The sequence below is a fragment of the Streptomyces sp. RKAG290 genome, assembly GCF_023701695.1.
Taxonomy (GTDB): Bacteria; Actinomycetota; Actinomycetes; order Streptomycetales; family Streptomycetaceae; genus Streptomyces.
In genome coordinates, this window is the sequence record NZ_JAJOZC010000001.1 from 5954863 (window position 1) to 5974432 (window position 19570).

At 72.6% G+C, this 19570-nt stretch carries 19 protein-coding genes and 4 pseudogenes; 15 read left to right on the forward strand and 8 right to left on the reverse strand.

Annotation, left to right across the window (positions count from 1 at the left end; all coding sequences use genetic code 11):
• The first annotated feature begins 151 nt into the window (after nucleotides 1–151).
• Together LNW71_RS26290 and LNW71_RS26295 are read left to right on the forward strand one after the other, a co-directional pair.
• A complete protein-coding gene (locus LNW71_RS26290) occupies nucleotides 152–373 on the forward strand; it encodes a helix-turn-helix domain-containing protein (RefSeq protein ID WP_007263382.1) in 222 nt (73 codons plus the stop codon).
• A 150-nt stretch (nucleotides 374–523) separates the two neighbouring features.
• The gene (locus LNW71_RS26295) at nucleotides 524–1315 is read left to right on the forward strand and encodes an enoyl-CoA hydratase/isomerase family protein (RefSeq protein ID WP_250970481.1); all 792 of its coding nucleotides are present in this window, start codon (nucleotides 524–526) and stop codon (nucleotides 1313–1315) included.
• Between the two features lie 81 nt (nucleotides 1316–1396).
• Here LNW71_RS26295 and LNW71_RS26300 read toward each other — a convergent pair.
• Nucleotides 1397–2130 (reverse strand): annotated as a pseudogene (locus LNW71_RS26300) (hypothetical protein).
• A gap of 92 nt (nucleotides 2131–2222) precedes the next feature.
• Between LNW71_RS26300 and LNW71_RS26305 the strand changes: the two are divergent.
• From LNW71_RS26305 to amaP, 5 genes and pseudogenes are all read left to right on the forward strand, one after another.
• Nucleotides 2223–2713: pseudogene (locus LNW71_RS26305) on the forward strand (Asp23/Gls24 family envelope stress response protein).
• 32 nt (nucleotides 2714–2745) lie between these two features.
• Nucleotides 2746–2937 (forward strand): hypothetical protein, encoded by a 192-nt coding sequence (locus LNW71_RS26310; RefSeq protein WP_136330255.1) that lies wholly within the window; start codon nucleotides 2746–2748, stop codon nucleotides 2935–2937.
• A complete protein-coding gene (locus tag LNW71_RS26315) occupies nucleotides 2934–3296 on the forward strand; it encodes a hypothetical protein (protein WP_374119452.1) in 363 nt (120 codons plus the stop codon). Before LNW71_RS26310 ends, LNW71_RS26315 begins: the two co-directional genes overlap by 4 nt.
• Nucleotides 3293–3979, forward strand: coding sequence for a DUF6286 domain-containing protein (locus LNW71_RS26320; RefSeq protein WP_250970483.1), 687 nt, complete (start codon nucleotides 3293–3295; stop codon nucleotides 3977–3979). The genes LNW71_RS26315 and LNW71_RS26320 overlap by 4 nt, the downstream gene beginning before the upstream one ends.
• On the forward strand, nucleotides 3976–4563 hold the full coding sequence (gene amaP / locus LNW71_RS26325; protein WP_250970484.1) for an alkaline shock response membrane anchor protein AmaP: 588 nt from the start codon (nucleotides 3976–3978) through the stop codon (nucleotides 4561–4563). The genes LNW71_RS26320 and amaP overlap by 4 nt, the downstream gene beginning before the upstream one ends.
• A 67-nt stretch (nucleotides 4564–4630) precedes the next feature.
• Here the strand turns inward: amaP and LNW71_RS26330 are convergent, their stop codons facing one another.
• The 6 genes from LNW71_RS26330 to LNW71_RS26355 all read right to left on the reverse strand — a co-directional run bounded on the left by LNW71_RS26330 (nucleotide 4631) and on the right by LNW71_RS26355 (nucleotide 10185).
• Nucleotides 4631–5386 (reverse strand): SDR family oxidoreductase, encoded by a 756-nt coding sequence (locus tag LNW71_RS26330; protein ID WP_250970485.1) that lies wholly within the window; start codon nucleotides 5384–5386, stop codon nucleotides 4631–4633.
• Between the two features lie 4 nt (nucleotides 5387–5390).
• Complete coding sequence (locus LNW71_RS26335) at nucleotides 5391–7202, reverse strand: glycoside hydrolase family 15 protein (RefSeq protein WP_250970486.1); 1812 nt, start codon at nucleotides 7200–7202, stop codon at nucleotides 5391–5393.
• A 90-nt stretch (nucleotides 7203–7292) separates the two neighbouring features.
• Entirely contained in the window at nucleotides 7293–8102 is an 810-nt protein-coding gene (locus LNW71_RS26340; protein WP_250972155.1) for an SURF1 family protein, read from the reverse strand.
• Between the two features lie 71 nt (nucleotides 8103–8173).
• A complete protein-coding gene (locus LNW71_RS26345) occupies nucleotides 8174–8407 on the reverse strand; it encodes a hypothetical protein (RefSeq protein ID WP_078852816.1) in 234 nt (77 codons plus the stop codon).
• 64 nt (nucleotides 8408–8471) lie between these two features.
• Nucleotides 8472–9476: a DEDDh family exonuclease gene (locus LNW71_RS26350; RefSeq protein WP_250970487.1), complete on the reverse strand. Its 1005-nt coding sequence runs from the start codon at nucleotides 9474–9476 to the stop codon at nucleotides 8472–8474.
• Nucleotides 9477–9516: 40 nt separating this feature from the next.
• Nucleotides 9517–10185, reverse strand: a complete 669-nt coding sequence (locus tag LNW71_RS26355; protein WP_250970488.1) for a TetR/AcrR family transcriptional regulator — start codon at nucleotides 10183–10185, stop codon at nucleotides 9517–9519.
• A gap of 124 nt (nucleotides 10186–10309) precedes the next feature.
• Between LNW71_RS26355 and LNW71_RS26360 the strand changes: the two genes are divergently transcribed.
• The 8 genes and pseudogenes from LNW71_RS26360 (at nucleotide 10310) to LNW71_RS26395 (ending at nucleotide 18042) form a co-directional block, all read left to right on the forward strand.
• A complete protein-coding gene (locus LNW71_RS26360) occupies nucleotides 10310–11110 on the forward strand; it encodes an acetoacetate decarboxylase family protein (RefSeq protein WP_250970489.1) in 801 nt (266 codons plus the stop codon).
• Nucleotides 11107–12005, forward strand: a pseudogene (locus LNW71_RS26365) (SDR family NAD(P)-dependent oxidoreductase). The gene LNW71_RS26360 and the pseudogene LNW71_RS26365 overlap by 4 nt, the downstream one beginning before the upstream one ends.
• Nucleotides 12002–13279 carry an amidohydrolase family protein gene (locus LNW71_RS26370; protein WP_250970490.1) on the forward strand — a complete coding sequence of 426 codons (1278 nt, stop codon included), beginning with the start codon at nucleotides 12002–12004 and terminating at the stop codon, nucleotides 13277–13279. Before LNW71_RS26365 ends, LNW71_RS26370 begins: the two are co-directional and overlap by 4 nt.
• On the forward strand, nucleotides 13276–14502 hold the full coding sequence (locus LNW71_RS26375) for an amidohydrolase family protein (protein WP_250970491.1): 1227 nt from the start codon (nucleotides 13276–13278) through the stop codon (nucleotides 14500–14502). The genes LNW71_RS26370 and LNW71_RS26375 overlap by 4 nt, the downstream gene beginning before the upstream one ends.
• 34 nt (nucleotides 14503–14536) lie before the next feature.
• Complete coding sequence (locus LNW71_RS26380; protein WP_250970492.1) at nucleotides 14537–15250, forward strand: VIT family protein; 714 nt, start codon at nucleotides 14537–14539, stop codon at nucleotides 15248–15250.
• Between the two features lie 151 nt (nucleotides 15251–15401).
• Nucleotides 15402–16312, forward strand: a pseudogene (locus LNW71_RS26385) (sterol desaturase family protein).
• Nucleotides 16309–16977: a lysoplasmalogenase gene (locus LNW71_RS26390; protein WP_250970493.1), complete on the forward strand. Its 669-nt coding sequence runs from the start codon at nucleotides 16309–16311 to the stop codon at nucleotides 16975–16977. The pseudogene LNW71_RS26385 and the gene LNW71_RS26390 overlap by 4 nt, the downstream one beginning before the upstream one ends.
• A 21-nt stretch (nucleotides 16978–16998) precedes the next feature.
• Nucleotides 16999–18042, forward strand: coding sequence for a zinc-dependent alcohol dehydrogenase family protein (locus LNW71_RS26395; RefSeq protein WP_250970494.1), 1044 nt, complete (start codon nucleotides 16999–17001; stop codon nucleotides 18040–18042).
• Here LNW71_RS26395 and LNW71_RS26400 read toward each other — a convergent pair.
• Entirely contained in the window at nucleotides 18032–19450 is a 1419-nt protein-coding gene (locus LNW71_RS26400; RefSeq protein ID WP_250970495.1) for a CoA transferase, read from the reverse strand. The two genes, LNW71_RS26395 and LNW71_RS26400, sit on opposite strands and share 11 nt — an antisense overlap.
• Nucleotides 19451–19570 lie beyond the last annotated feature (120 nt).

The following is a 19570-nucleotide window of genomic DNA, read 5'->3' on the forward strand; positions in this document are numbered from 1 at the left end:
CCCTCAAGCCCGCGGAATGCGGGGCTCCGACCGGGTCGGCGCACTCCCGGGGCGCGAATCCGGTTGCACGGACCTTGCCGAATGGGTGGCCAGGAAGCTCGCGAGGGGTGATCATGAGAGTCCAGAGCGCACTTCCCTCGAGGAGGCACGGGTGGCCGAGACTCTGAAGAAGGGCAGCCGGGTAACCGGCGCCGCGCGCGACAAGCTCGCGGCAGACCTGAAGAAGAAGTACGACTCCGGTGCGAGCATCCGGGCGTTGGCCGAGGAAACCGGCCGCTCCTATGGATTCGTTCACCGGATGCTCAGCGAGTCCGGAGTGACGCTGCGGGGACGCGGCGGAGCGACACGAGGCAAGAAGGCCGCGGCGGCCTGACGGCCGTCAGCGGATCGGGACGGGTCCGAGGACCTGTCCCGGGGCTCACCGGTTTCGGGTGGCCACCCGGTCGGCCATGCGGTCGACCGGGTGGTTACTGTTCAGTCACTTAGCTCCATGTGCTGACTGCACCCGATCCGGAGGCGCTTCATGACCTCGCTCGACTCTGTGCTCGACAAGGACGGCGTACGACTCACCGTCGATGACGCGGTTGCCACGGTGACCCTCACCAACCCGGCCAAGCGCAACGCTCAGTCCCCCGCTCTGTGGCGGGCGTTGACAGAGGCCGGACGGGCCCTGCCCGGCAGTGTGCGGGTCGTCGTGCTGCGGGGCGAAGGCGTGTCCTTCTCCGCGGGTCTCGACCGGAAGGCGTTCACCCCGGAAGGGTTCGACGGCGAGCCGTCGTTCCTCGAGATGGGGCGTGGCCCCGAGGCCGAGCTCGACGCGGTCATCGCCGAGTACCAGGAGGCGTTCACCTGGTGGCGCCGCAACGACATCGTGTCGATCGCGGCCGTCCAGGGGCATGCCATCGGGGCCGGCTTCCAGCTCGCTCTCGCCTGCGATCTGCGGATCGTCGCCGAGGACGTGCAGTTCGCCATGCGGGAGACCAGCCTGGGTCTGGTCCCCGACCTCACCGGCACGCACCCCCTGGTGCACCTGGTGGGGTACGCCCGCGCGCTCGAAATCTGCGCCACCGGCCGCTTCGTGCACGCCGCCGAGGCCGAGCGCACCGGACTGGCCAACCTCGTGGTGCCCCCCGCCGAGCTCGAAGGGGCCGCCCGTGACCTGGCCGGCGCGCTGCTGGCCGCCCCGCGCGACGCACTCGTCGAGACCAAGGCCCTGCTGAGCGGTGCCGTCTCCCGTCCGTACGAGGAGCAGCGGGCCGCCGAGCGGGCCGCGCAGGGCCGCCGGCTGCGGGACCTGGCGGGCATGCTCGACTGATGTGTCACCCGGTCGGGGGCGCGCCGCCCCCGGCCGCACCGTCGTGCCCGGTCTTCCGCCACGGACGGCACTCCGGCGCACTCAGGCCTGCGACACCCCTGCCGCGCCCGACGGCGCCGATTCCTCCGTCACGGCGGTGACCAGCACCGCGACGGGCGGATGCCCGTCCACCGCTTGTGCCACCGCCGACCGCACCGCGCGTGCCACGTCGAGCGCGCGATGGCCGCCCTCCGTCGCCAGCTCCACCCGTACGTGGTCCGCATCCGTGTGCACCGCCGGGCCCAGCACCCGGGTCAGCGTCGCGACACCGGGCACCCGGGCCGCCGCTTCACCTGCCGCGCCCTCCGGTTTCGCCGTGCGCACCTCCGGCGGCGGCGGTTCCGCAAGTTCCGGCACCGTCTCCAGCAACTCCGTCACCTGCAGGTCCACCTCGGCGACCACCAGCCCGAGCCGCCGCGCGGCCGCCGCCAGCAGCGCCGAACGCAGCGCCGCCGCGGCGACGGGCAGCGGCTGCTCGGCCGTCGCCGCCATGGTCGCCTCGATCCGCAGCGGACTCGGCCGCAGCGCACTGGGGGCGGCGGGACCTGCGGAACAGGAGCGGAGCCCGGATCGGCCACCGCGATCCTCAGCTCCCCGAGCACCGGTCCCGCCCCGGAACCGCGCACCGCACGGCGCAGCACCGCGACCGCGGCCCGTTCCGAGATCCAGGCCCCGTCCGCCGGACCGCCCAGAGGGAGCAGTCGGCCCAGGCCGAGCCGTTGCCGCACCGCAGCGGTCCATCCGTCGGCCCTGTGCGGGCCGTCAGCCGTCGTCATTCCCCCACCCTGCCGCATCCACGGCGCGAGACGGGGCAAGCGCACTTAATGTGGGCAACGAAGTCCAATCTGCCCCGAAGGGAAGAACGGCGATGACCGAGACCCCACAGCGCAACCGGCCCGAGAACCCCGGCGACGAAGGGACGGGCGGCGACAGGAGCGGCTCCCTGACCAAGCGTGGAGGGGAGACCCCGCCACCCGTGGCCGTACGACCATCGCCGACGGTGTGGTCGAGAAGATCGCCGGATTGGCGGCACGCGACGTGGTCGGCGTGCACGCGATGGGCAGCGGTCTCTCCCGTACCTTCGGAGCGGTGCGCGACCGGGTCCCCGGCGGCGGCAAGTCCGTCACGCGGGGAGTCAAGGCCGAGGTCGGCGAGTCCCAGACCGCCCTCGATCTGGAGATCGTCGTCGACTACGGCGTGTCGATCGCCGATGTCGCCCGTGATGTACGGGAGAACGTTGTCGCGGCGGTCGAGCGTATGACGGGTCTCGAAGTCGTCGAGGTCAACATCGCCGTGAGCGATGTGAAGCTGCCCGACGAGGAGGACGACGACGACCAGCCCGAGCCACGTCTCCAGTAGTCCTCCCGTCCGAGGCAGTTGAGGAGCACACGATGAGCATGGCTGTGGTCGGCATGGTGGCCGGCATGGCGCTCGGATTCGCCGGATACTTCGGCGGGTTCGGTGCCTTTCTGCTGGTGGCCGCACTGGGGGCGATCGGCTTCATCGCCGGTCGCTTCCTCGACGGTGACCTGGAACCCGGCGACTTCTTCCGGAGTCGCGATCGCGGCGACCGACGACGGTGACGGCGGTGTCGGGGGCGAGCGGCCGGGTTGCCGCCGCGGAGCGCGGGGAGACCCGGATCGCCGACCGGGTGGTGGCGAAGATCGCCGCGCAGGCGGCGAAGGAGGCGGTCGACGAGCCGGCGAAGGACGCCGCCTCGCCGCGCGCGACGGTCACGGTGCACCGTGACGCCGCCCGGGTACGGGTGAGTCTGGAGCTCGGGTACCCGAGCGACGTGGGCCGCCAGTGCGGCGCGGTGCGTCGCAGGGTCGCCGAACGGGTAAAGGCGTTGGCGGGGATGGAGGTGCCCGAAGTGGCCGTACAGGTCGAGCGCCTGCACCCCTCAGGAGCGAGCCTGGCGGCACAGGGGAGGATCCGATGACCGAGCCCCAGAACCCGGAGCACAGCACGCAGCGTCTGCCCACCGTCCAGCCGGTCGAGCACGGCGACGTGCTCGCACTCGACCAGTCCGCCTCGGGCGCGTCGTACGAACCGGTGCCGGGCGGGGAGCGGGACGAGGGCGGCGCGGGCCGCTTCTGGTCCGCCCGCCGCATTCCGGCGGGCGTCCTCGCGCTGGTCGTCCTCGGCGGCTGCGGACTGCTCCTCTACGACGTGGCGGCGGTCCGGGCCGGCCATCCGGCGATGCAGTGGCGCCGCTCGCTGGCCGACGAGCTCGCCCGGCGCCCGCTGGACGACGTCTGGGTGCTGACCGGCGCGGCCGTCGCGGTCGCGCTCGGCCTCTGGCTGATCGCACTCGCGCTCACCCCCGGACTGCGTGCTCTGCTGCCGATGCGCCGCGACCGCCCGGGTGTACGGGCCGGGCTCGACCGGACCGCGGCCGCGACGGTCCTGCGCGACCGGGCCGTGGAGGTGTCCGGCGTGCAGTCGGTCCGGGTCCGGATGAGGCGGCACAAGGTGAAGGTGCGGGCCCTGTCGCACTTCCGTGAACTCGACGACGTACGGGCCGATCTGGACACCGCGCTCTCCCGGGGCATCGGTGAACTCGGCCTGGCCAGGCCGCCGCGCCTGTCCGTCCATGTCCGCCGTTCGGCGAAGAAGGGGTGAGCGGCGTGCTCAGGACCGTCAACCGGCTACTGCTCGGCCTTGCCGGGCTGGTGCTGCTCTGCCTGGGCGGCGGAGTGCTGGCCGCCGCACTCGGTCTCTCCGTACCGACCTGGTGGCCCTGGAGCGGCAAGCACGACGTACTGCTCAGCGAGGCCGACCGGACCCGCTGGCGCTCCGAGGGCTGGTGGTGGCCGACGGTGATCGCCGTCCTCGCCGTGCTCGTCGTGCTCGCGCTGTGGTGGCTGCTGGCCCAGCTGCGCCGGGCCCGCCTCGCCGAAGTGCTCGTGGACAGCGGGGACGGCGAGGGCGCGCTGCTGCGCGGCCGGGCTCTGGAAGGGGTGCTCGCCGGTGAGGCGGGGGCCCTGGACGGGGTGGCGCGCGCGCAGGTCAGGCTGACCGGCAAGCGAAGCGCGCCGCAGGCCCGGATCCGGCTGCGGATGGAGCCGCACGCCGCGCCTCAGGAGGCGCTGGGCCGGCTGAGCGACGAGGCGCTGGCCCATGCCAGGGACTCCGCCGGACTCGCGGAGCTGCCCGCCGAAGTCCGGCTGAAGGCGGTCAAGCACCGCGCGCAGCGGGTGAACTGACAGCCGGTACGCATCCGCGGGGCGGGCCCGGACATCCGGCCCGCCCCGCGTGCTGGGTCCGGCCGGCTCAGAAACCGTGCCGGCAGCCGCCGTCGACCGGGACCATGATGCCGGTCAGGTACGAGGCGGCGGGGGAGAGCAGGAAGGCGGCCGTCCGGCCGAACTCCTCGGGGGTGCCGTAGCGGCGCAGCGGGATGCGTGCCTCGTTGGCCGCGCGCGAGGCCTCCGCGTCACCCGAGAGCGCGTCCAGTTCCCGCACCCGGTCCGTGTCGATCCTGGAGGGCAGCACGCCCACCACCCGGATGCCGCGCGGGCCGAGCTCGTCGGCCAGCGACTTGGCGAAGCCGGCCAGGCCGGGGCGCAGACCGTTGGAGATGGTCAGTCCGGCGATCGGTTCGTGGACCGATCCGGAGAGGACGAATCCGATGACGCCGCCCTCGCCGAGCGCCGCGGCGGCCGTCCGGGCCAGCCGCACCGCACCCAGGAAGACCGACTCGAAGGCCGACTGCCACTGCTCGTCGGTGTTGTCCGCGACGAAGCCGGGCGCCGGACCGCCGACGCTGATCAGGACGCCGTCCAGCCGCCCGAACCGCTCCTGCGCGGCGTCCACCAGCCGCTGCGCCGCGGCCGGGTCGGAATTGTCCGCGGCGAGCCCGACGGCGTCCGGGCCCAGTTCGAGAGCGGCCGCCTCGACCCGCTTCTCGTCCCGGCCGGTGATGATCACCTTCGCGCCGTCGGCCGCCAGTGAGCGCGCCGTGGCGTTTCCCAGCCCCTTGGTCGCACCGGTGACGATGTACACACGGTCCTTCAGTCCCAGATCCATGCCCCTATCCTGCCGCCTCGTCCTGCGCCACGTCCTGCGGGGTTCGTGCCTCGGCCAGTGCGACGGCCGTGCCCACCAGCCCGATGTGGCTGAAGGCCTGCGGGAAGTTGCCGAGCTGGCGCATGGCGGCGGTGTCGTACTCCTCGGCGAGCAGCCCCACGTCGTTGCGGAGCGCCAGCAGCCGCTCGAACAGTTCGGTGGCCTCCTCGGTGCGTCCGGTCATCCACAACGCGTCCGCCAGCCAGAACGAGCAGGCCAGGAAGGCGCCCTCACCGCCCGGCAGCCCGTCGATCGAGGAGCCTTCGGTGCTGTAGCGGCGCACCAGCCCGTCGCTGCCCAGCTCGGCCCGGACGGCGTTCACCGTCCCCACCAGGCGCGGGTCGTCCGGCGGCAGGAAGCCCGTCCGGGCGATCAGGAGCGTGGCGGCATCCAGTTCCCGTGATCCGTAGGACTGGGTGAAGGTGTTGCGCACCGGGTCGTATCCCTTCTCGCACACCTCCTGGTGCACGGCGTCGCGCATCGCCCGCCAGCGGTCCGCGTCGCCGGTCAGAGACGGGTCCTCCTCCAGGCTGCGCACGGCCCGGTCGGCCGCCACCCAGGCCATCACCTTGGAGTGCACGAAGTGGCGGCGCTGTCCCCGGATCTCCCACAGCCCCTCGTCCGGCTCGCGCCAGGTGGACTCCAGGAAGCCGAGCAGGCTGAGCTGCAGGTTCCAGGCGTGCGGTTTGTCGCCGAGTCCCGCGTCGCGGGCCAGCCGGAGCGAGTCGATGACCTCCCCGTACACATCGAGCTGGCGCTGGCGGACCGCGGCGTTGCCGATCCGGACCGGGCCGGAGTTCTCGTGACCGCGCAGCCACGGCAGCTCCGACTCGGGCAGTCTGCGTTCGCCCGCGAGCCCGTACATGATCTGCAGGTCGGCCGGGTCCCCGGCGACGGCGCGCAGCAGCCAGTCCCGCCAGGCTGCGGCCTCCTCCAGGTAGCCGGCCGAGATCAGCGCGCCGAGGGTGAGCGTGGAGTCCCGCAGCCAGCAGAAGCGGTAGTCCCAGTTCCGTACGCCGCCGATCTCCTCGGGCAGGGAGGTGGTGGGGGCCGCCACGATGCCGCCTGTCGGGCCGTAGATGAGCGCCTTCAGGGTGATCAGCGAGCGGATCACGGCCTCCCGGTAGGGCCCCTCGTACTTGCAGCGGGCCGACCAGTCGGCCCAGTCGCTCAGGGTGTTCTCCAGCGCCTCGTACGGGTCGACGAGATCGGGCCTGGGCGAGTGCGAGGGGTGCCAGGTCAGGACGAACGCCACCTTTTCACCTGCGGAGACGCTGAACGAGGAGCAGGTGGAGAACTGCTGGCCCCAGGTCTTGACCGGCGGCTCGCTGCGCAGCCAGGCGGAGTCCGGCCCCGCCACCGCCACCCGCTGGCCCTGCGAGCGGCGGACCCACGGCACCACGGACCCGAAATCGAAGCGGAGGCGGATCACGGAAGCCATGTCGACGGTGCCGCTGATGCCCTCGACGATCCGCATCACGTCGGGTTCCTGATCGCGCTGCGGCATGAAGTCGATGACCTTGACGGTGCCGGTACGGGTCTCCCAGAACGTCTCCAGGACGAGCGAGTCACCCGCGTAGGCGCGCCGGGTACAGGTGTCCGCGCCCTTCGGTGCGATGCGCCAGTGGCCGTTGTCCTCGTCGCCGAGCAGCGCGGCGAAGCAGGCCCCCGAGTCGAAGCGGGGCAGGCAGAGCCAGTCGACAGAACCGTTCCTGCCCACCAGGGCGGCTGTCTGGAGATCGCCGATGAGGGCGTAGTCCTCGATGCGTGGGGTCACTTGTGGCGTGTTCCCGAACATCGCCCCCGCTAAGCAGCCGCTGCGCGAGGAGGGGCGGGAGTCACCCCGGCGGACGGTGCCGACACGCCGTCAGGCCTTCGCGGGCTCGGGCTTCCCGGGCTCCGCGGCGGCCTGTGCGGCGGCCTCGGCCGCTGCCGTGACCAGATCGCGCTTCTCCCGGCGGGCCAGCACCACGTAGCCGACCGGAACTCCGGCCGCGAACAGCCACCACTGCACGGCGTACGCCATGTGCGGGCCGATGGAGCTGTCGTCGGGGGCCGCGATCAGCTCGGGCGTGTCGCCGGAGGGCACCGGCCCGGTCTGCTCCATGTACCCGCCGAGCACCGGCCGGGAGAGCAGCTTGGCCTGCTGGGCGCTGTTGATCAGCATCACCTGGCGGTCCGGCAGGTCCGAGATGTCCTTGATGCCGCTGCTGCCCGTCGTCTCGTCGGCCTTGAGCCGTCCGGTGACGGTCACTTCACCCCGCGGCGCGGCCGGTACGTCGGGGAAGGCGCGCTGGTCGTCGGCGGTGGGGATCCAGCCGCGGTTGATCAGGACCGTGCCGCCGCCCTTGAGGTCGAACGGCACCAGCACGTGGAAGCCGATGCTGCCGTCGGTGGAGGTCCTGCGGCGTACGACGACCTCGTGCTTCTCGTCGTACGTCCCGGTGGCCTTCACCGCACGCCAGTAGTCGGAGCGTGGCACGACGTGGCCGGGATCGGTGAGCGCGGCGACCTGAACCGGCTTCGCCTTGAGGTTGTGCGAGATCAGGGAGTTCTGCGCGACCTTGTGCTCATGCCGGTGCAGCTGCCAGAAGCCCAGCTCGATCATCGTGGGAATCATGACGAGGGCGAGGAGGGCGAGGATCAGCCACTGCCGGGTCAACAGGAAGCGGTACACCCCATGACGGTACAACTGCGTCATGGGGTGCATCGCGCAGGGGGTGGGACAAGAGGGGCGCCGCCCGCCGCTCAGACTTTGTCGATGATGCCCACCTTCCCCTCCGCGCGGGCGCAGTGACCGCCGCAGAACCAGTGCCCGTCGACCTCCACGCCCTGGCCGATGACCTGGACCCGGCAGTGCTCACAGATCGGCGCCATGCGGTGAATGGCGCAGGAGAAGCAGTCGAAGACGTGCACCGCGCCCTGCGCGTGCACTTCGAAGGACATCCCGTAGTCGTTTCCGCATACCTCGCAACGTGCCATGCGCCACAGGGTGGGACGCGAGGGCGGCGGCGGGCGAGCGGCGGGCGGGCGAGTCGCCCCCGGTTCACTCCGATGACGGCGTCGGCGCCGGGGTCCTCCCCGCTGCGGCCACGTCCCGCAGGAGGTGGGTGAACGCGCTCTCCTCCAGGATCGGTGTGCCGAACGACTTCGCCTTGAGGGTCTTGGACGTCGCCGCGTCCGGGTCGTTGGTGACGAGCAGGCTGGTCAGCCGGGAGACGCTGGTCGCTACGTGCAGGCCGGCCTCCACCGCCCGGTCCTCCAGCAGCTCGCGGTCGATCGAGGTGTCCCCGGAGAACGCCACCCGCATGCCCTGCATGAGAGGTTTGTCCTTCTCGTACCGTCCCGGGTTCGGGTACGGGCAGGCCGGGCGCTTGCGCGAGGGGCGCCAGCTGGCCTGGCCGCCGTACGAGGCCTGGTAGCCGATCCGCGGGGTGACGGGGGAGTCCGACCACTCGGTCAGCGGCCGGCACTCCAGCAGCGGCAGCCGCACCCCGCCGTGCGCCGCCGCGTGCAGACTCGGCCGGAACGCCTCGGCAAGCACGCGGGCATCGTCCAGCGCGTGGTGCGCGCGCTGCTGGACGACCCCGAAGTGCGCGGCCAGCGACTCCAGCTTGTGGTTGGGCAGGGGCAGTCGCAGCTCCTTGGAGAGCGCGATGGTGCACAACCGCTGCTGCACGGGGGCGATGACCGCGGCCCGTGCGTACTCCCGGGCGAGCATCGACCAGTCGAAGGCGGCGTTGTGCGCGACGAGGACCCGGTCGGCGAGCCGCTCGGAGAGCTGGGCGGCGACCTCCGGGAAGAGCGGGGCGCCTTCGAGGACGTCACTGGTCAGCCCGTGGATCCAGACGGGGCCGGGGTCGCGCTCCGGGTTGACCAGGGTGTACCAGTGGTCCTCGACGTTGCCCTGTGCGTCCAGGCGGTAGACGGCGGCGGAGATTATCCGGTCGTCCCGTGCGAGGCCGGTGGTCTCCACGTCGACGACCGCGTACCCCTGCGGGTAGGCGGTCGGCCACGGTGCTGCGGTCTGGCGGTCGTCGAGCATGGTCACAGAGAATACGGGCCGGGACCGACAGTCCCCTATTCGGCCGTCACCCCCGGTTCCTGTCCGGCGGTTCGGGGTCGGCCGGGCCCTCGTTCCCGCCACCGGCCAGCAACCCGTCCACCAGTGCCCTTACGGATGTGTGGAACAGCCGGTCCGGGTCGGCGGGCCGGGTCAGCGCCCGGGCCAGTGCCGGATCGCCGCCGGCCGTCGACGTGCTCCACAGATCGCCCTCGCCCGGTGACTGGACGGGGGACCGCTCGCGGTTGCGCTCCACGAGCAGGAAGCCGACGGTGTGGATCTGCACGGCCCGGACCGCGGCCGCCGCCCGTGCGCCGCGCAGTCCGGCGGCATGCACCTCGTGGACCAGTGCCTGCTGCGCCGGCAGGAACATCCGTTCCGTCAGCCCGCGTTCGTGCACCATCGCGATCAGGTGCGGGCGGGCGCGCAGCTCGCGGCGCAGCGCGCGGGCGACGGAGACGATCCGGGGTGCCGGCGCCCGGCCGGCGGGCCGCAGGGTGCCCATCTCCTGGACGGTGCGCTCGACCAGGGCGTCCAGCAGTGACTCGCGGTTGCCGACGTGCCAGTAGATCGAGGTGACTGCGGTGCCCAGCTCGGCGGCCAGCTTGCGCATCGTGAGGGTCTGCGGACCGTGCTGCCGCACCAGCGCGGCAGCGGCCGACAGAACCTCCTCACGGGTCAGCGACGATCGCGCCACAGCGCCTCCTGTTTCCGTAACTCCGTTACACGCATGCCTATTTACCCTTCATCGCCGCCGGTGTAACTGTGTTACAGAACCCGGTGCGAGAGCCGGGACACGGTCGACCGAGAGGTGACACCCCATGGCACGGGTACGGTACGGCGCGCGCACCGAGGCCGAGATCGCGGCATCCCGCGAGGCCCGCTCCAGGCTCCCCGACATCTGGTCCACCGGCGTCACCGCCGTCTGGGAGAGCGACCCGGACGCGGTGGCGGCCGTCCTGCCGCCGCCCCTGAAACCCGCCGCGCGCCCGCTCGTCCGAGCGAGCGTCAGCACGGTCGACCTGCCCGGCTATCCGCTCGGCGCGGGCTCCGTCTCCGTCGCCGCCGTCCACGACGGGCACGAGGGCTGGTACCCGCTGGTCATGCCGATGACCCACGAGCGGGCACTGACCGGCGGGCGGGAGGTGTTCGGCGAACCGAAGAAGCTCGGCGAGGTGACCGTCGAACGCGACGGCCTCGTCGTCCGGGCCCGCCTCGCCCGCCACGGAATCGCCTTCGTCGAGATCCGCGGCGCGGTCGGCGAACAGCTCCCGCTGCCGCAGCCGGTCACGAAGCTCGACTTCTACTTCAAGTTCCTGCCGGCCGTGGACGGCGAGGGCTTCGACTCCGACCCCGTACTGATCCACTGCACCCGGCACGAGAAGGTCCGCCGGCTGGAGCGCGTCACCGGCGACGTGGTGCTGCGCGAGTCGGTGTACGACCCGGTCGCCGACCTCCCGGTGCGCAGGCTGCTCGACCTCACCATCGGCGAGAAGACGAGCGACCAGCAGGGCAGGGCCGTGGAGCGGGTGAGCGCCGCCGCCCTGCTGCCGTACATCCACCAGCGCTACGACGACCCGCAGCAGATCCACGACGGCCCGCCGCAAGGGAGCGTCCGATGAGGCTGGAGGAGGGCCAGACCGCCGTCGTCACCGGAGCCGCGAGCGGCATCGGCCTCGCGATGGCACGCAGGTTCGCGGCCGGGGGACTGAACGTCGTGCTCGCCGACGTGGAGGAGGGACCCCTCGGCGAGGCGGCGGACGAACTGCGCCGGGACGGTGCCCGGGTGCTGGCCGAGGTCGTCGACGTCAGCGAGCGGGACTCCGTACAGGCGCTGGCCGCGGCCGCGTACGACGCCTTCGGCGCCGTGCACGTGCTGTGCAACAACGCCGGCGTCGGATCGGGTGCCGAGGGCCGGATGTGGGAGCACGACCCCAACGACTGGAAGTGGGCCTTCGCGGTCAACGTGTGGGGCGTCTTCCACGGCATCCAGGCCTTCGTCCCGCGCATGCTCGAGGGCGGCGCCCCCGGCCACGTCGTCAACACCTCGTCCGGCGACGGCGGGATAGCCCCGCTGCCCACCGCCTCCGTGTACGCGGTCACCAAGTCCGCCGTCGTCACGATGACCGAGTCGCTGTACGCGCATCTGCGGGCGGAGGACGCGGCGGTCGGCGCCTCGGTCCTCTTCCCCGGCCCGCACATGCTGCGCACCGGCCTGTGGGAATCCCACCGCAACCGGCCCGAGCGGTACGCCAAGCAGCGGCCGCGCAGGACCCCGTACCGCAGCCTCGGCCAGTGGGAGAGCGCCATGCGGCGGCCGGCCACGACGTGGAGTTCACCCCGGTGGAGGAGGTCGCGCAGACCGTCGTGGACGGCATCGGCGCCGACCGCTTCTGGATGCTGCCGGACAGCGAGCACAGCGACCGGCAGATCCGCGCCAGGTCGCAGTCGATGCTCGACCGGGCCAACCCGACGTACCTGGAGAGTTTCGTACTCGACCGAAGGAGCGAGCGATGACCGACGACCCGTACCTGATCATCTCCTCCGACTGCCACGCCGGACTGCCCACCGAGGAATACCGGCCCTACCTGGACCGCCGCTTCCACCGGGAGTTCGACGACTTCCTGGGCGGCCGCGACCGCCGCCGCGAGGAGATGACCCGCCTCGGGGTGCGCAACGAGGCCTTCGCCGACAAGTGGTTCCTCGACAACGAGGAGGGGCTCAGGGGCGGCTGGGACGCCACCCAGCGGCTCAAGGAGCTGGACGGTGACGGCGTGGCGGCCGAGGTCGTCTTCCCCGACGCGGACGCCGTCGACAGCCGCACCGCGGCCCCCTTCGGCGTCGGCCTCGGCCTCTCCGGCGACCAGGACCCGGAGCTGGGCATGGCCGGCGCGCAGGCACACAACCGCTGGCTCGCCGACTTCGTCTCGCTCCACCCCGAACGCCACTGCGGCGTCGCGCTGCTGCCCGTCACCGGTGAGACCGACCGGGTCGTCGCCGAGATCCACCGGGCGAAGGAATCCGGTCTCGGGGCGCTGATGATCCCCTCCATGTGGGTGGACAAGGCCCCCTACCACGACCGGCGTTACGACCCCGTCTGGGCGGCCGCCGCCGAGACCGGCATGCCCGTCCTGACCCACTCGGGCGCGGCACCGCGCCACGAGTACGGCGACCACCTCGGCATCTACGTCTCCGAGGTCACCTGGTGGCCGTCCCGGCCGCTCTGGTTCCTCCTCTGGTCGGGCGCCTTCGAACGCCACCCCGGGCTCAGGTTCGGCGTGGCCGAGTCCGGCTGCTGGTGGCTGCCGAACCTGCTGTGGTTCATGGACCGGCTCTACCTCGGCGCCCACGGCGGCAAGAAGCTCTCCCCGTTCGCCGAACTGAAGCGCCCACCGCACGAGTACCTGGACCGCCAGGTGTTCATCTGCGCCACCAACACCAAGCGCCGCGAACTCGCCCAGCGCTACGAGATCGGCGTCGACAACATCCTCTGGGGCAGCGACTTCCCGCACCCCGAGGGCACCTGGCCGGACACCGCGAACTGGCTGCGCAACACCTTCCACGACATCCCCGTCGCCGAGACCCGCAGGATGCTGGGCCTGGCCGCCGCCGAGGTCTTCGGCTTCGACAAGGAAAGGCTCGCACCGCTCGCCGCACGCATCGGACCCACCCCGGCAGACCTGGGCCAGAGCGCCGACCAGACGGCGGTCGAGGCCTCCTGGGCCCGCTCGCGCGAGGTCGGCAGGCACTGGCTGACCGACCACGACTTCCCGGTCCTGGGGGCGTCGTGACGGAGCGCTACACGGTCATCTCCGCCGACTGCCACGCCGGCGCCGACCTCCTCGACTACAGGCCGTACCTGGAGTCGCGGCACCACGACGCCTTCGAGGCCTGGGCGGCCACGTACGTCAATCCGTACGAGGACCTGGTGGCCGACACCGCCGACCGAAACTGGAACTCGGACCGCAGGCTGGCCGAGCTGGAGGCGGACGGCATCGTCGCCGAGGTCGTCTTCCCCAACACCATCCCGCCCTTCTTCCCCTCCGCCTCCCTGATGGCCCCCGCACCCTCCCGGGCGGAGTACGAACAGCGCTGGGCCGGGCTGCGCGCCCACAACCGCTGGCTCGCCGACTTCTGCGCGGCCGCGCCCGGCCGGCGGGCGGGCGTCGCACAGATCCTCCTCAACGACCCGGCCGAGGCGGTGCGCGAGGTCCGCCGCACCAAGGAGGCGGGGCTCACCGGTGGCATCCTGCTGCCCGGCGCCCCGCCGGGCTCCGGCATCCCGGAGCTGTACTCCCAGGTGTACGACCCGCTCTGGGCGGTCTGCGCGGAGCTGGACGTCCCCGTCAACCACCACGGCGGCTCCGCCTCCCCGCCGCTGGGTGACGAACCGGCGGCCCGCGCCGTCTTCATGGTGGAGACCACCTGGTTCTCCCACCGGGCGCTGTGGCACCTGATCTTCGGCGGCGCCTTCCGCCGCCACCCCGGCCTGAAACTCGTCCTCACCGAACAGGGCTCCGGCTGGATCCCGGGCATCGTGGAGATGCTCGACTACTACCACGGCCGACTCGTCGCGGCGGCCTCCCGGGCGGCCACCGCGGAGTCCAAGTTCGGTGCGGGGCTTGCGGATTCGATGGGCGCGCGCCCCAGTGAGGTATGGCGCGACAACTGCTTCGTCGGCGCCAGCTTCATGCGCCCGCACGAGGTGCCGCTGCGCGACCGGATCGGCCTGGACAAGATCATGTGGGGCAGCGACTACCCGCACGACGAGGGCACCGCCCCGTACTCGCGCGAAGGTCTGCGGATCGCGTACGCCGGGCTGCCTCCCGCGGAGGTCGCGGCCATGACCGGCGGCAACGCGGCCCGCGTCTACGGATTCGACCTGGCCGCCCTCGACCGCGTCGCCGCCACCGTCGGCCCCACGGTCCAGGAGATCGCCGAACCCCTCAAGGAGGTCCCGCAGGACGCCACCAGCCCCGCCTTCGCACCGGGCGGGTCGGTGAGGGTCTGGTGACCCCGTGCGGGCCGGGAGGTGAGACCATCCCCGGATGACGGATACCCCGGCGCACGACGAACCTCACGGCAACGGTCTGGGCGCGCGGCTCAACTGGCTGCGCGCCGCGGTCCTCGGGGCCAACGACGGTGTGGTCTCCACCGCGGGCCTCGTCGTCGGCGTCGCCGGGGCCACCGGCAGCCGCAGCGCGCTGCTCACGGCGGGCCTGGCCGGGCTGCTGGCCGGCTCCATGTCGATGGCCGCCGGCGAGTACGTGTCGGTCTCCACCCAGCGCGACTCCGAGAAGGCGGCGCTGGCCACGGAGAAACGCGAGCTCCAGGAGACGCCCGAAGCGGAACTCGCGGAACTCACCGGCCTGTTGGAGGAGAAGGGCCTGAGTCGTGAGGTCGCCCGCGAGGCCGCGGTCCAGCTCACCGAACGCGACGCGCTGCGCGCCCACGCGGAGGTCGAGCTGGGCATCGACCCGGACGAGCTGACGAACCCCTGGCACGCGGCGGGCGCCAGCTTCCTCGCGTTCACGGCGGGCGCGCTGCTGCCCCTGCTCGCGATCGTGCTGCCCCCGTCGTCGCTGCGGCTGCTGGTGACCGTGCTGTCGGTCCTCGCGGCGCTGGCCGTGACGGGCTGGTGGAGCGCCCGGCTGGGCGAGGCGGCGGCGGGCCCGGCCGTGCTGCGGAACATGGGCGGGGGAGCGCTGGCGATGGCGGTCACCTATGCGGTGGGGGAGCTGCTGGGGGCGGCGGGGGTGTGAGTGGCGGTTCCTTCCCGAGGGAGACCCCCGTACGCGGACCGGGTGGCTCCGACGCTGTCAGAAGGTGACAAAGACTGCTGACAAGGCGTCTCGCATACTTGTTGGTAACAACGTCTAGTCCCCGGCCGACCTGCGGCTCTACGGTGCAGGCATGCCGACGAACCTGCCCGATGTAGTGCTTTGGTCCATACCGGCCTTCGTCCTGCTCACTGTCCTGGAAATGGCCCTCCACCACTTCCACCCCGACGAGGAGGCAGCCGGTTACGAGGCGAAGGACGCCGCCACCAGCATCACCATGGGGCTGGGCAGCCTGGCCTTCGACCTGCTGTGGAAAGTACCCATCGTCGCGATCTACAGCGCGGTGTACGAGCTGACCCCGCTCCGCGTACCCGTCCTGTGGTGGACGGTCCCGCTGATGCTGCTCGCACAGGACTTCTTCTACTACTGGTCCCACCGCGGCCACCACGTCATCCGCATCCTCTGGGCCTGCCACGTGGTCCACCACTCCAGCCGGAAGTTCAACCTGTCCACCGCGCTGCGCCAGCCCTGGACCTCGCTGACCGTCTGGCCGTTCTACCTTCCGCTGATCGCCTGCGGTGTCCACCCGGCGGCGCTCGCCTTCTGCTCCTCGGCCAATCTCGTCTACCAGTTCTGGGTGCACACCGAGCGGATCGACAAGCTGCCCCGGCCCTTCGAGTACGTGCTGAACACGCCCTCCCACCACCGGGTGCACCACGCGTCCCAGGCGGGTACCTCGACCGGAACTTCGGCGGCATCCTGATCCTCTGGGACCGGTGGTTCGGGTCCTTCACCGTGGAGACGCAGCGGCCGGTGTTCGGGCTCACCAAGAACATCGACTCGTTCAACCCGCTGCGGGTCGCCACCCACGAATATGCCGCCATCGCCCGCGACGTACGTGCGGCGGGCAGCTGGAGCGAGCGGGCCGGGCGGGTCTTCCGCGGCCCCGGCTGGCAGCCGGCCGGGACCGCCGCGCTCGGCAGCAAGGCACCCACGGCCGCTCCCGCCGTCCCCGCCGTCCCCGCGCCCGAACACACCGGATGAGCGCCGGCCCGCTCCCGGACCGGCGGGACCGCCTCGTACGGCCCCTGCTCCTCGCGTTCCTCGCCGCCTGCGCCGTCGATCTCGTGGGGGTCCTCACCGACTGCGGCCTCGCGCACTTCGTCGCCAAACCGCTGCTGATGCCGCTGCTGGCCGGGTACGCCGCCGCCCGGCGCGGACCGCGGCTGCTGATCGCCGCACTGCTCCTCGGCTGGGTCGGTGACGTCTTCCTGCTGGCCGACGCCGACGTGGCCTTCCTCATCGGGATGGGCGGCTTCGCCGCGGGACACGTCTGCTACCTGCGGCTCTTCGGACGGGCCCGCGGAGCCCTGCTGCCCGCGATCCTGTACGCGGCCGTCCTGGCCGTCTTCCTGATCCTGATCTGGGGCGCGCTGCCCGCCGGTCTGCGGATCCCGCTGGCGGGCTACAGCCTGCTGCTCACCGCCATGGCATACCGCTCCGGCGTCCTCGGCCGGTACGCCGCCGCCGGGGGCGCACTCTTCCTGCTCTCCGACGCCCTCATCGCCACCGGCATCGCCGACTGGCCGCAACTGCCCGCACCCGACTTCTGGGTCATGCTCACCTACGTCGCGGCGCAGCTCCTGCTGACCCTCGGAGCACTCGCCCCGGACGGGGCGGCGTACCGTGGACGGCGTATCAGCATCTGAGATCAGCAAGGACCCCCACGCATGCGCGCCACCGTCATCCACGCCCCCCACGACATACGCGTGCAGGAGGTGCCTGACCCGGCGATCCAGCGGCCCACCGATGTGGTGCTGCGGGTCCTGCGGGCCTGCATCTGCGGCAGCGACCTGTGGGCCTACCGCGGTGAGTCCGCCCGGCAGCCCGGCCAGCGCATCGGCCACGAGTTCCTGGGGATCGTCGAGGAGGCGGGGTCCGAGGTCAACGGCTTCGCCGTCGGCGACCTCGTCGTCGCCCCCTTCGTCTGGTCCGACGGCACCTGCGCCCACTGCGCCGAAGGGCTGACCACCTCCTGCCCGCAGGGCGGCTTCTGGGGCTCGGTCGGCTCCGACGGAGGGCAGGGCGAGGCCGTACGCGTCCCGTTCGCCGACGGCACGCTAGTCAAGCTGCCGGCCGCGGCGGCCTCCGACGACCGCCTGCTCACCGCGCTCCTCGCCCTCTCCGACGTCCTCGGCACCGGCCACCACGCGGCCGTCGGCGCGGGTGTGCGGCCGGGCTCCACGGTCGCCGTCGTCGGCGACGGCGCCGTCGGTCTGTGCGGCGTCATGGCCGCCAAGCGGCTCGGCGCCGAGCGGATCATCGCGCTCGGCCGCCATCAGGCACGCACCGACATCGCCCGCGCCTTCGGCGCCACGGACGTCGTCGCCGAACGCGGCGACGCGGCCGTGGCCGCTGTACGGGAACTGCTCGGCGGCGAGGGCGCACAGGCGGTGATCGAGGCCGTCGGCACCGAACAGTCGATGCGCACGGCCGTCGGGATCACCCGCGACGGCGGCTCCATCGGCTACGTCGGCGTACCCCACGGCAGCGGCACCGGACTGGACCTCGGCGTCATGTTCGACCGGAACATCGCCCTGCGCGGCGGGGTCGCCCCCGTCCGCACCTACATCCCGGAACTGCTCCCCGACGTCCTGGCCGGCAAGATCGACCCGTCACCCGTCTTCGACCTGGCCATCGGTCTCGACGAGGTCCCGGCCGGCTACAAGGCGATGGACGAGCGCACGGCGCTGAAGGTCCTCATCAAGCCGTGAGCCAGCCGGCCGCGTCCGCCCCCAGGATGCCGGGCGGACGCGACCAGTCGGCGGGTGAACCGTCGAACGCGACCGGCGGCAGTGCGTGGCGCAGCAGTCCCAGCGGACCGCCCGTCTCCGTGAGCCATTTCGCCGGGTCGTAGCTCCCGTCCGCCACACCGCCCGACGTTGCGGGAAGCTCGTCGACCAGCCAGCCCGCGGTACGGGCCAGCGAAAGGGTGACCAGCCGGGAGCCGCCCTCGTCGTGCTGCTCGGTCAGGGCCCGCAGCACGGCCGCGGCCAGCAGATAGCCCGTGCCGTGGTCCAGGGCCTGGGCGGGCAGCGCGCCCGGCGGGCCGTCCGGCGCTCCCGGTGCCGCCTCGGCCACGGCGATACCGGTGGCGACCTGCACCAGGCTGTCGAAGCCGCGCCGTGGAGCCCAGGGACCGTGCCCCCAGGCCGACAGCCGCCCGATCACGAGGCCCGGCCTGCGCGCCGTCAGGGCCTGCGGCGTCAGCCCGAACCGCTCCAGCGCACCGGGCCGGTATCCGGCGACCACCACGTCCGCCCCGGTCAGCAGTTCGTCGAAGGCGGCGCGTCCGGTGCGGCTCGCCAGGTCGAGGCTCGCCGAGCGTTTCCCGAACCCCGTGTCGCAGTGCGCGTCGGGGCTCTCCGGGAACCGCGGGCCATCGATCCGCAGCACGTCGGCGCCGAGCAGCGCGAGCGTGCGGGTGGCGACGGGCCCCGCGATGACCCGGGTGAGGTCCAGGACGCGTATCCCCGCAGCGGGCCGCAGCGGTGCACCGGCAAGCGCGGGCGTCCGCCGTACCGGGGCGGCGTCGATCCGCTCCCGCTCCACCAGCGGCACACCCGAGAGCGCGAGGCCGCGCGGGTCCGCGGCCCAGGTGCCCGGTGTCCCGGCGGCGACGGCCAGGCCGCCCGCCGCGTACACCGTCCGCTCGATCTCGGCCGCCTGACGCCCCGCGAACGAGGCGGTGACGGCAGCCACGGCCAGGTTGTCCGCTGTGTCCGCGGACAGGCCCAGCGCGCCCAGCAACCGGGCCCGGTGGTGCGGGTAGTTGGCGTGCGTACGGACCCAGCCGTCAGCCGTGCGCCAGAACCGGGACAGCGGGGCGAACGCGGTCGGTGCGCGGCCGCCGATCCGCAGATGGCGCTCGCTGACGAAGGCGGTGGCCACCGCGCCGTCGTCGACCCGGACGCACGGCACGGGCCCACCGGTGCGGCGGGCCGTCAGCTCGGCGGCCGCCAGGGCGCAGACCGCGACCGCGGAGCGGGCCAGCTCCATCACGGGCAGCCGGGCGGGCAGCAGTCCGGCCGGTCCCGACGTCTCGACGCGGCCGAGAAGCGCGGGGTCACCGCCGAGGGCGGCCCAGGCCTGCTCCGTGCCGGGAAGGGGAAGGGAAGTCATTCCCGCACTATGGCACCGGGTGCCCTAGTGCGGGAGGCGGCTACGGGTGGGCGGGGACGGCCGGTTGTGCCCGGCCTGTCCGGTACGGGGCCCGGACAGGCCGGCCCCCGTACCGGAAGC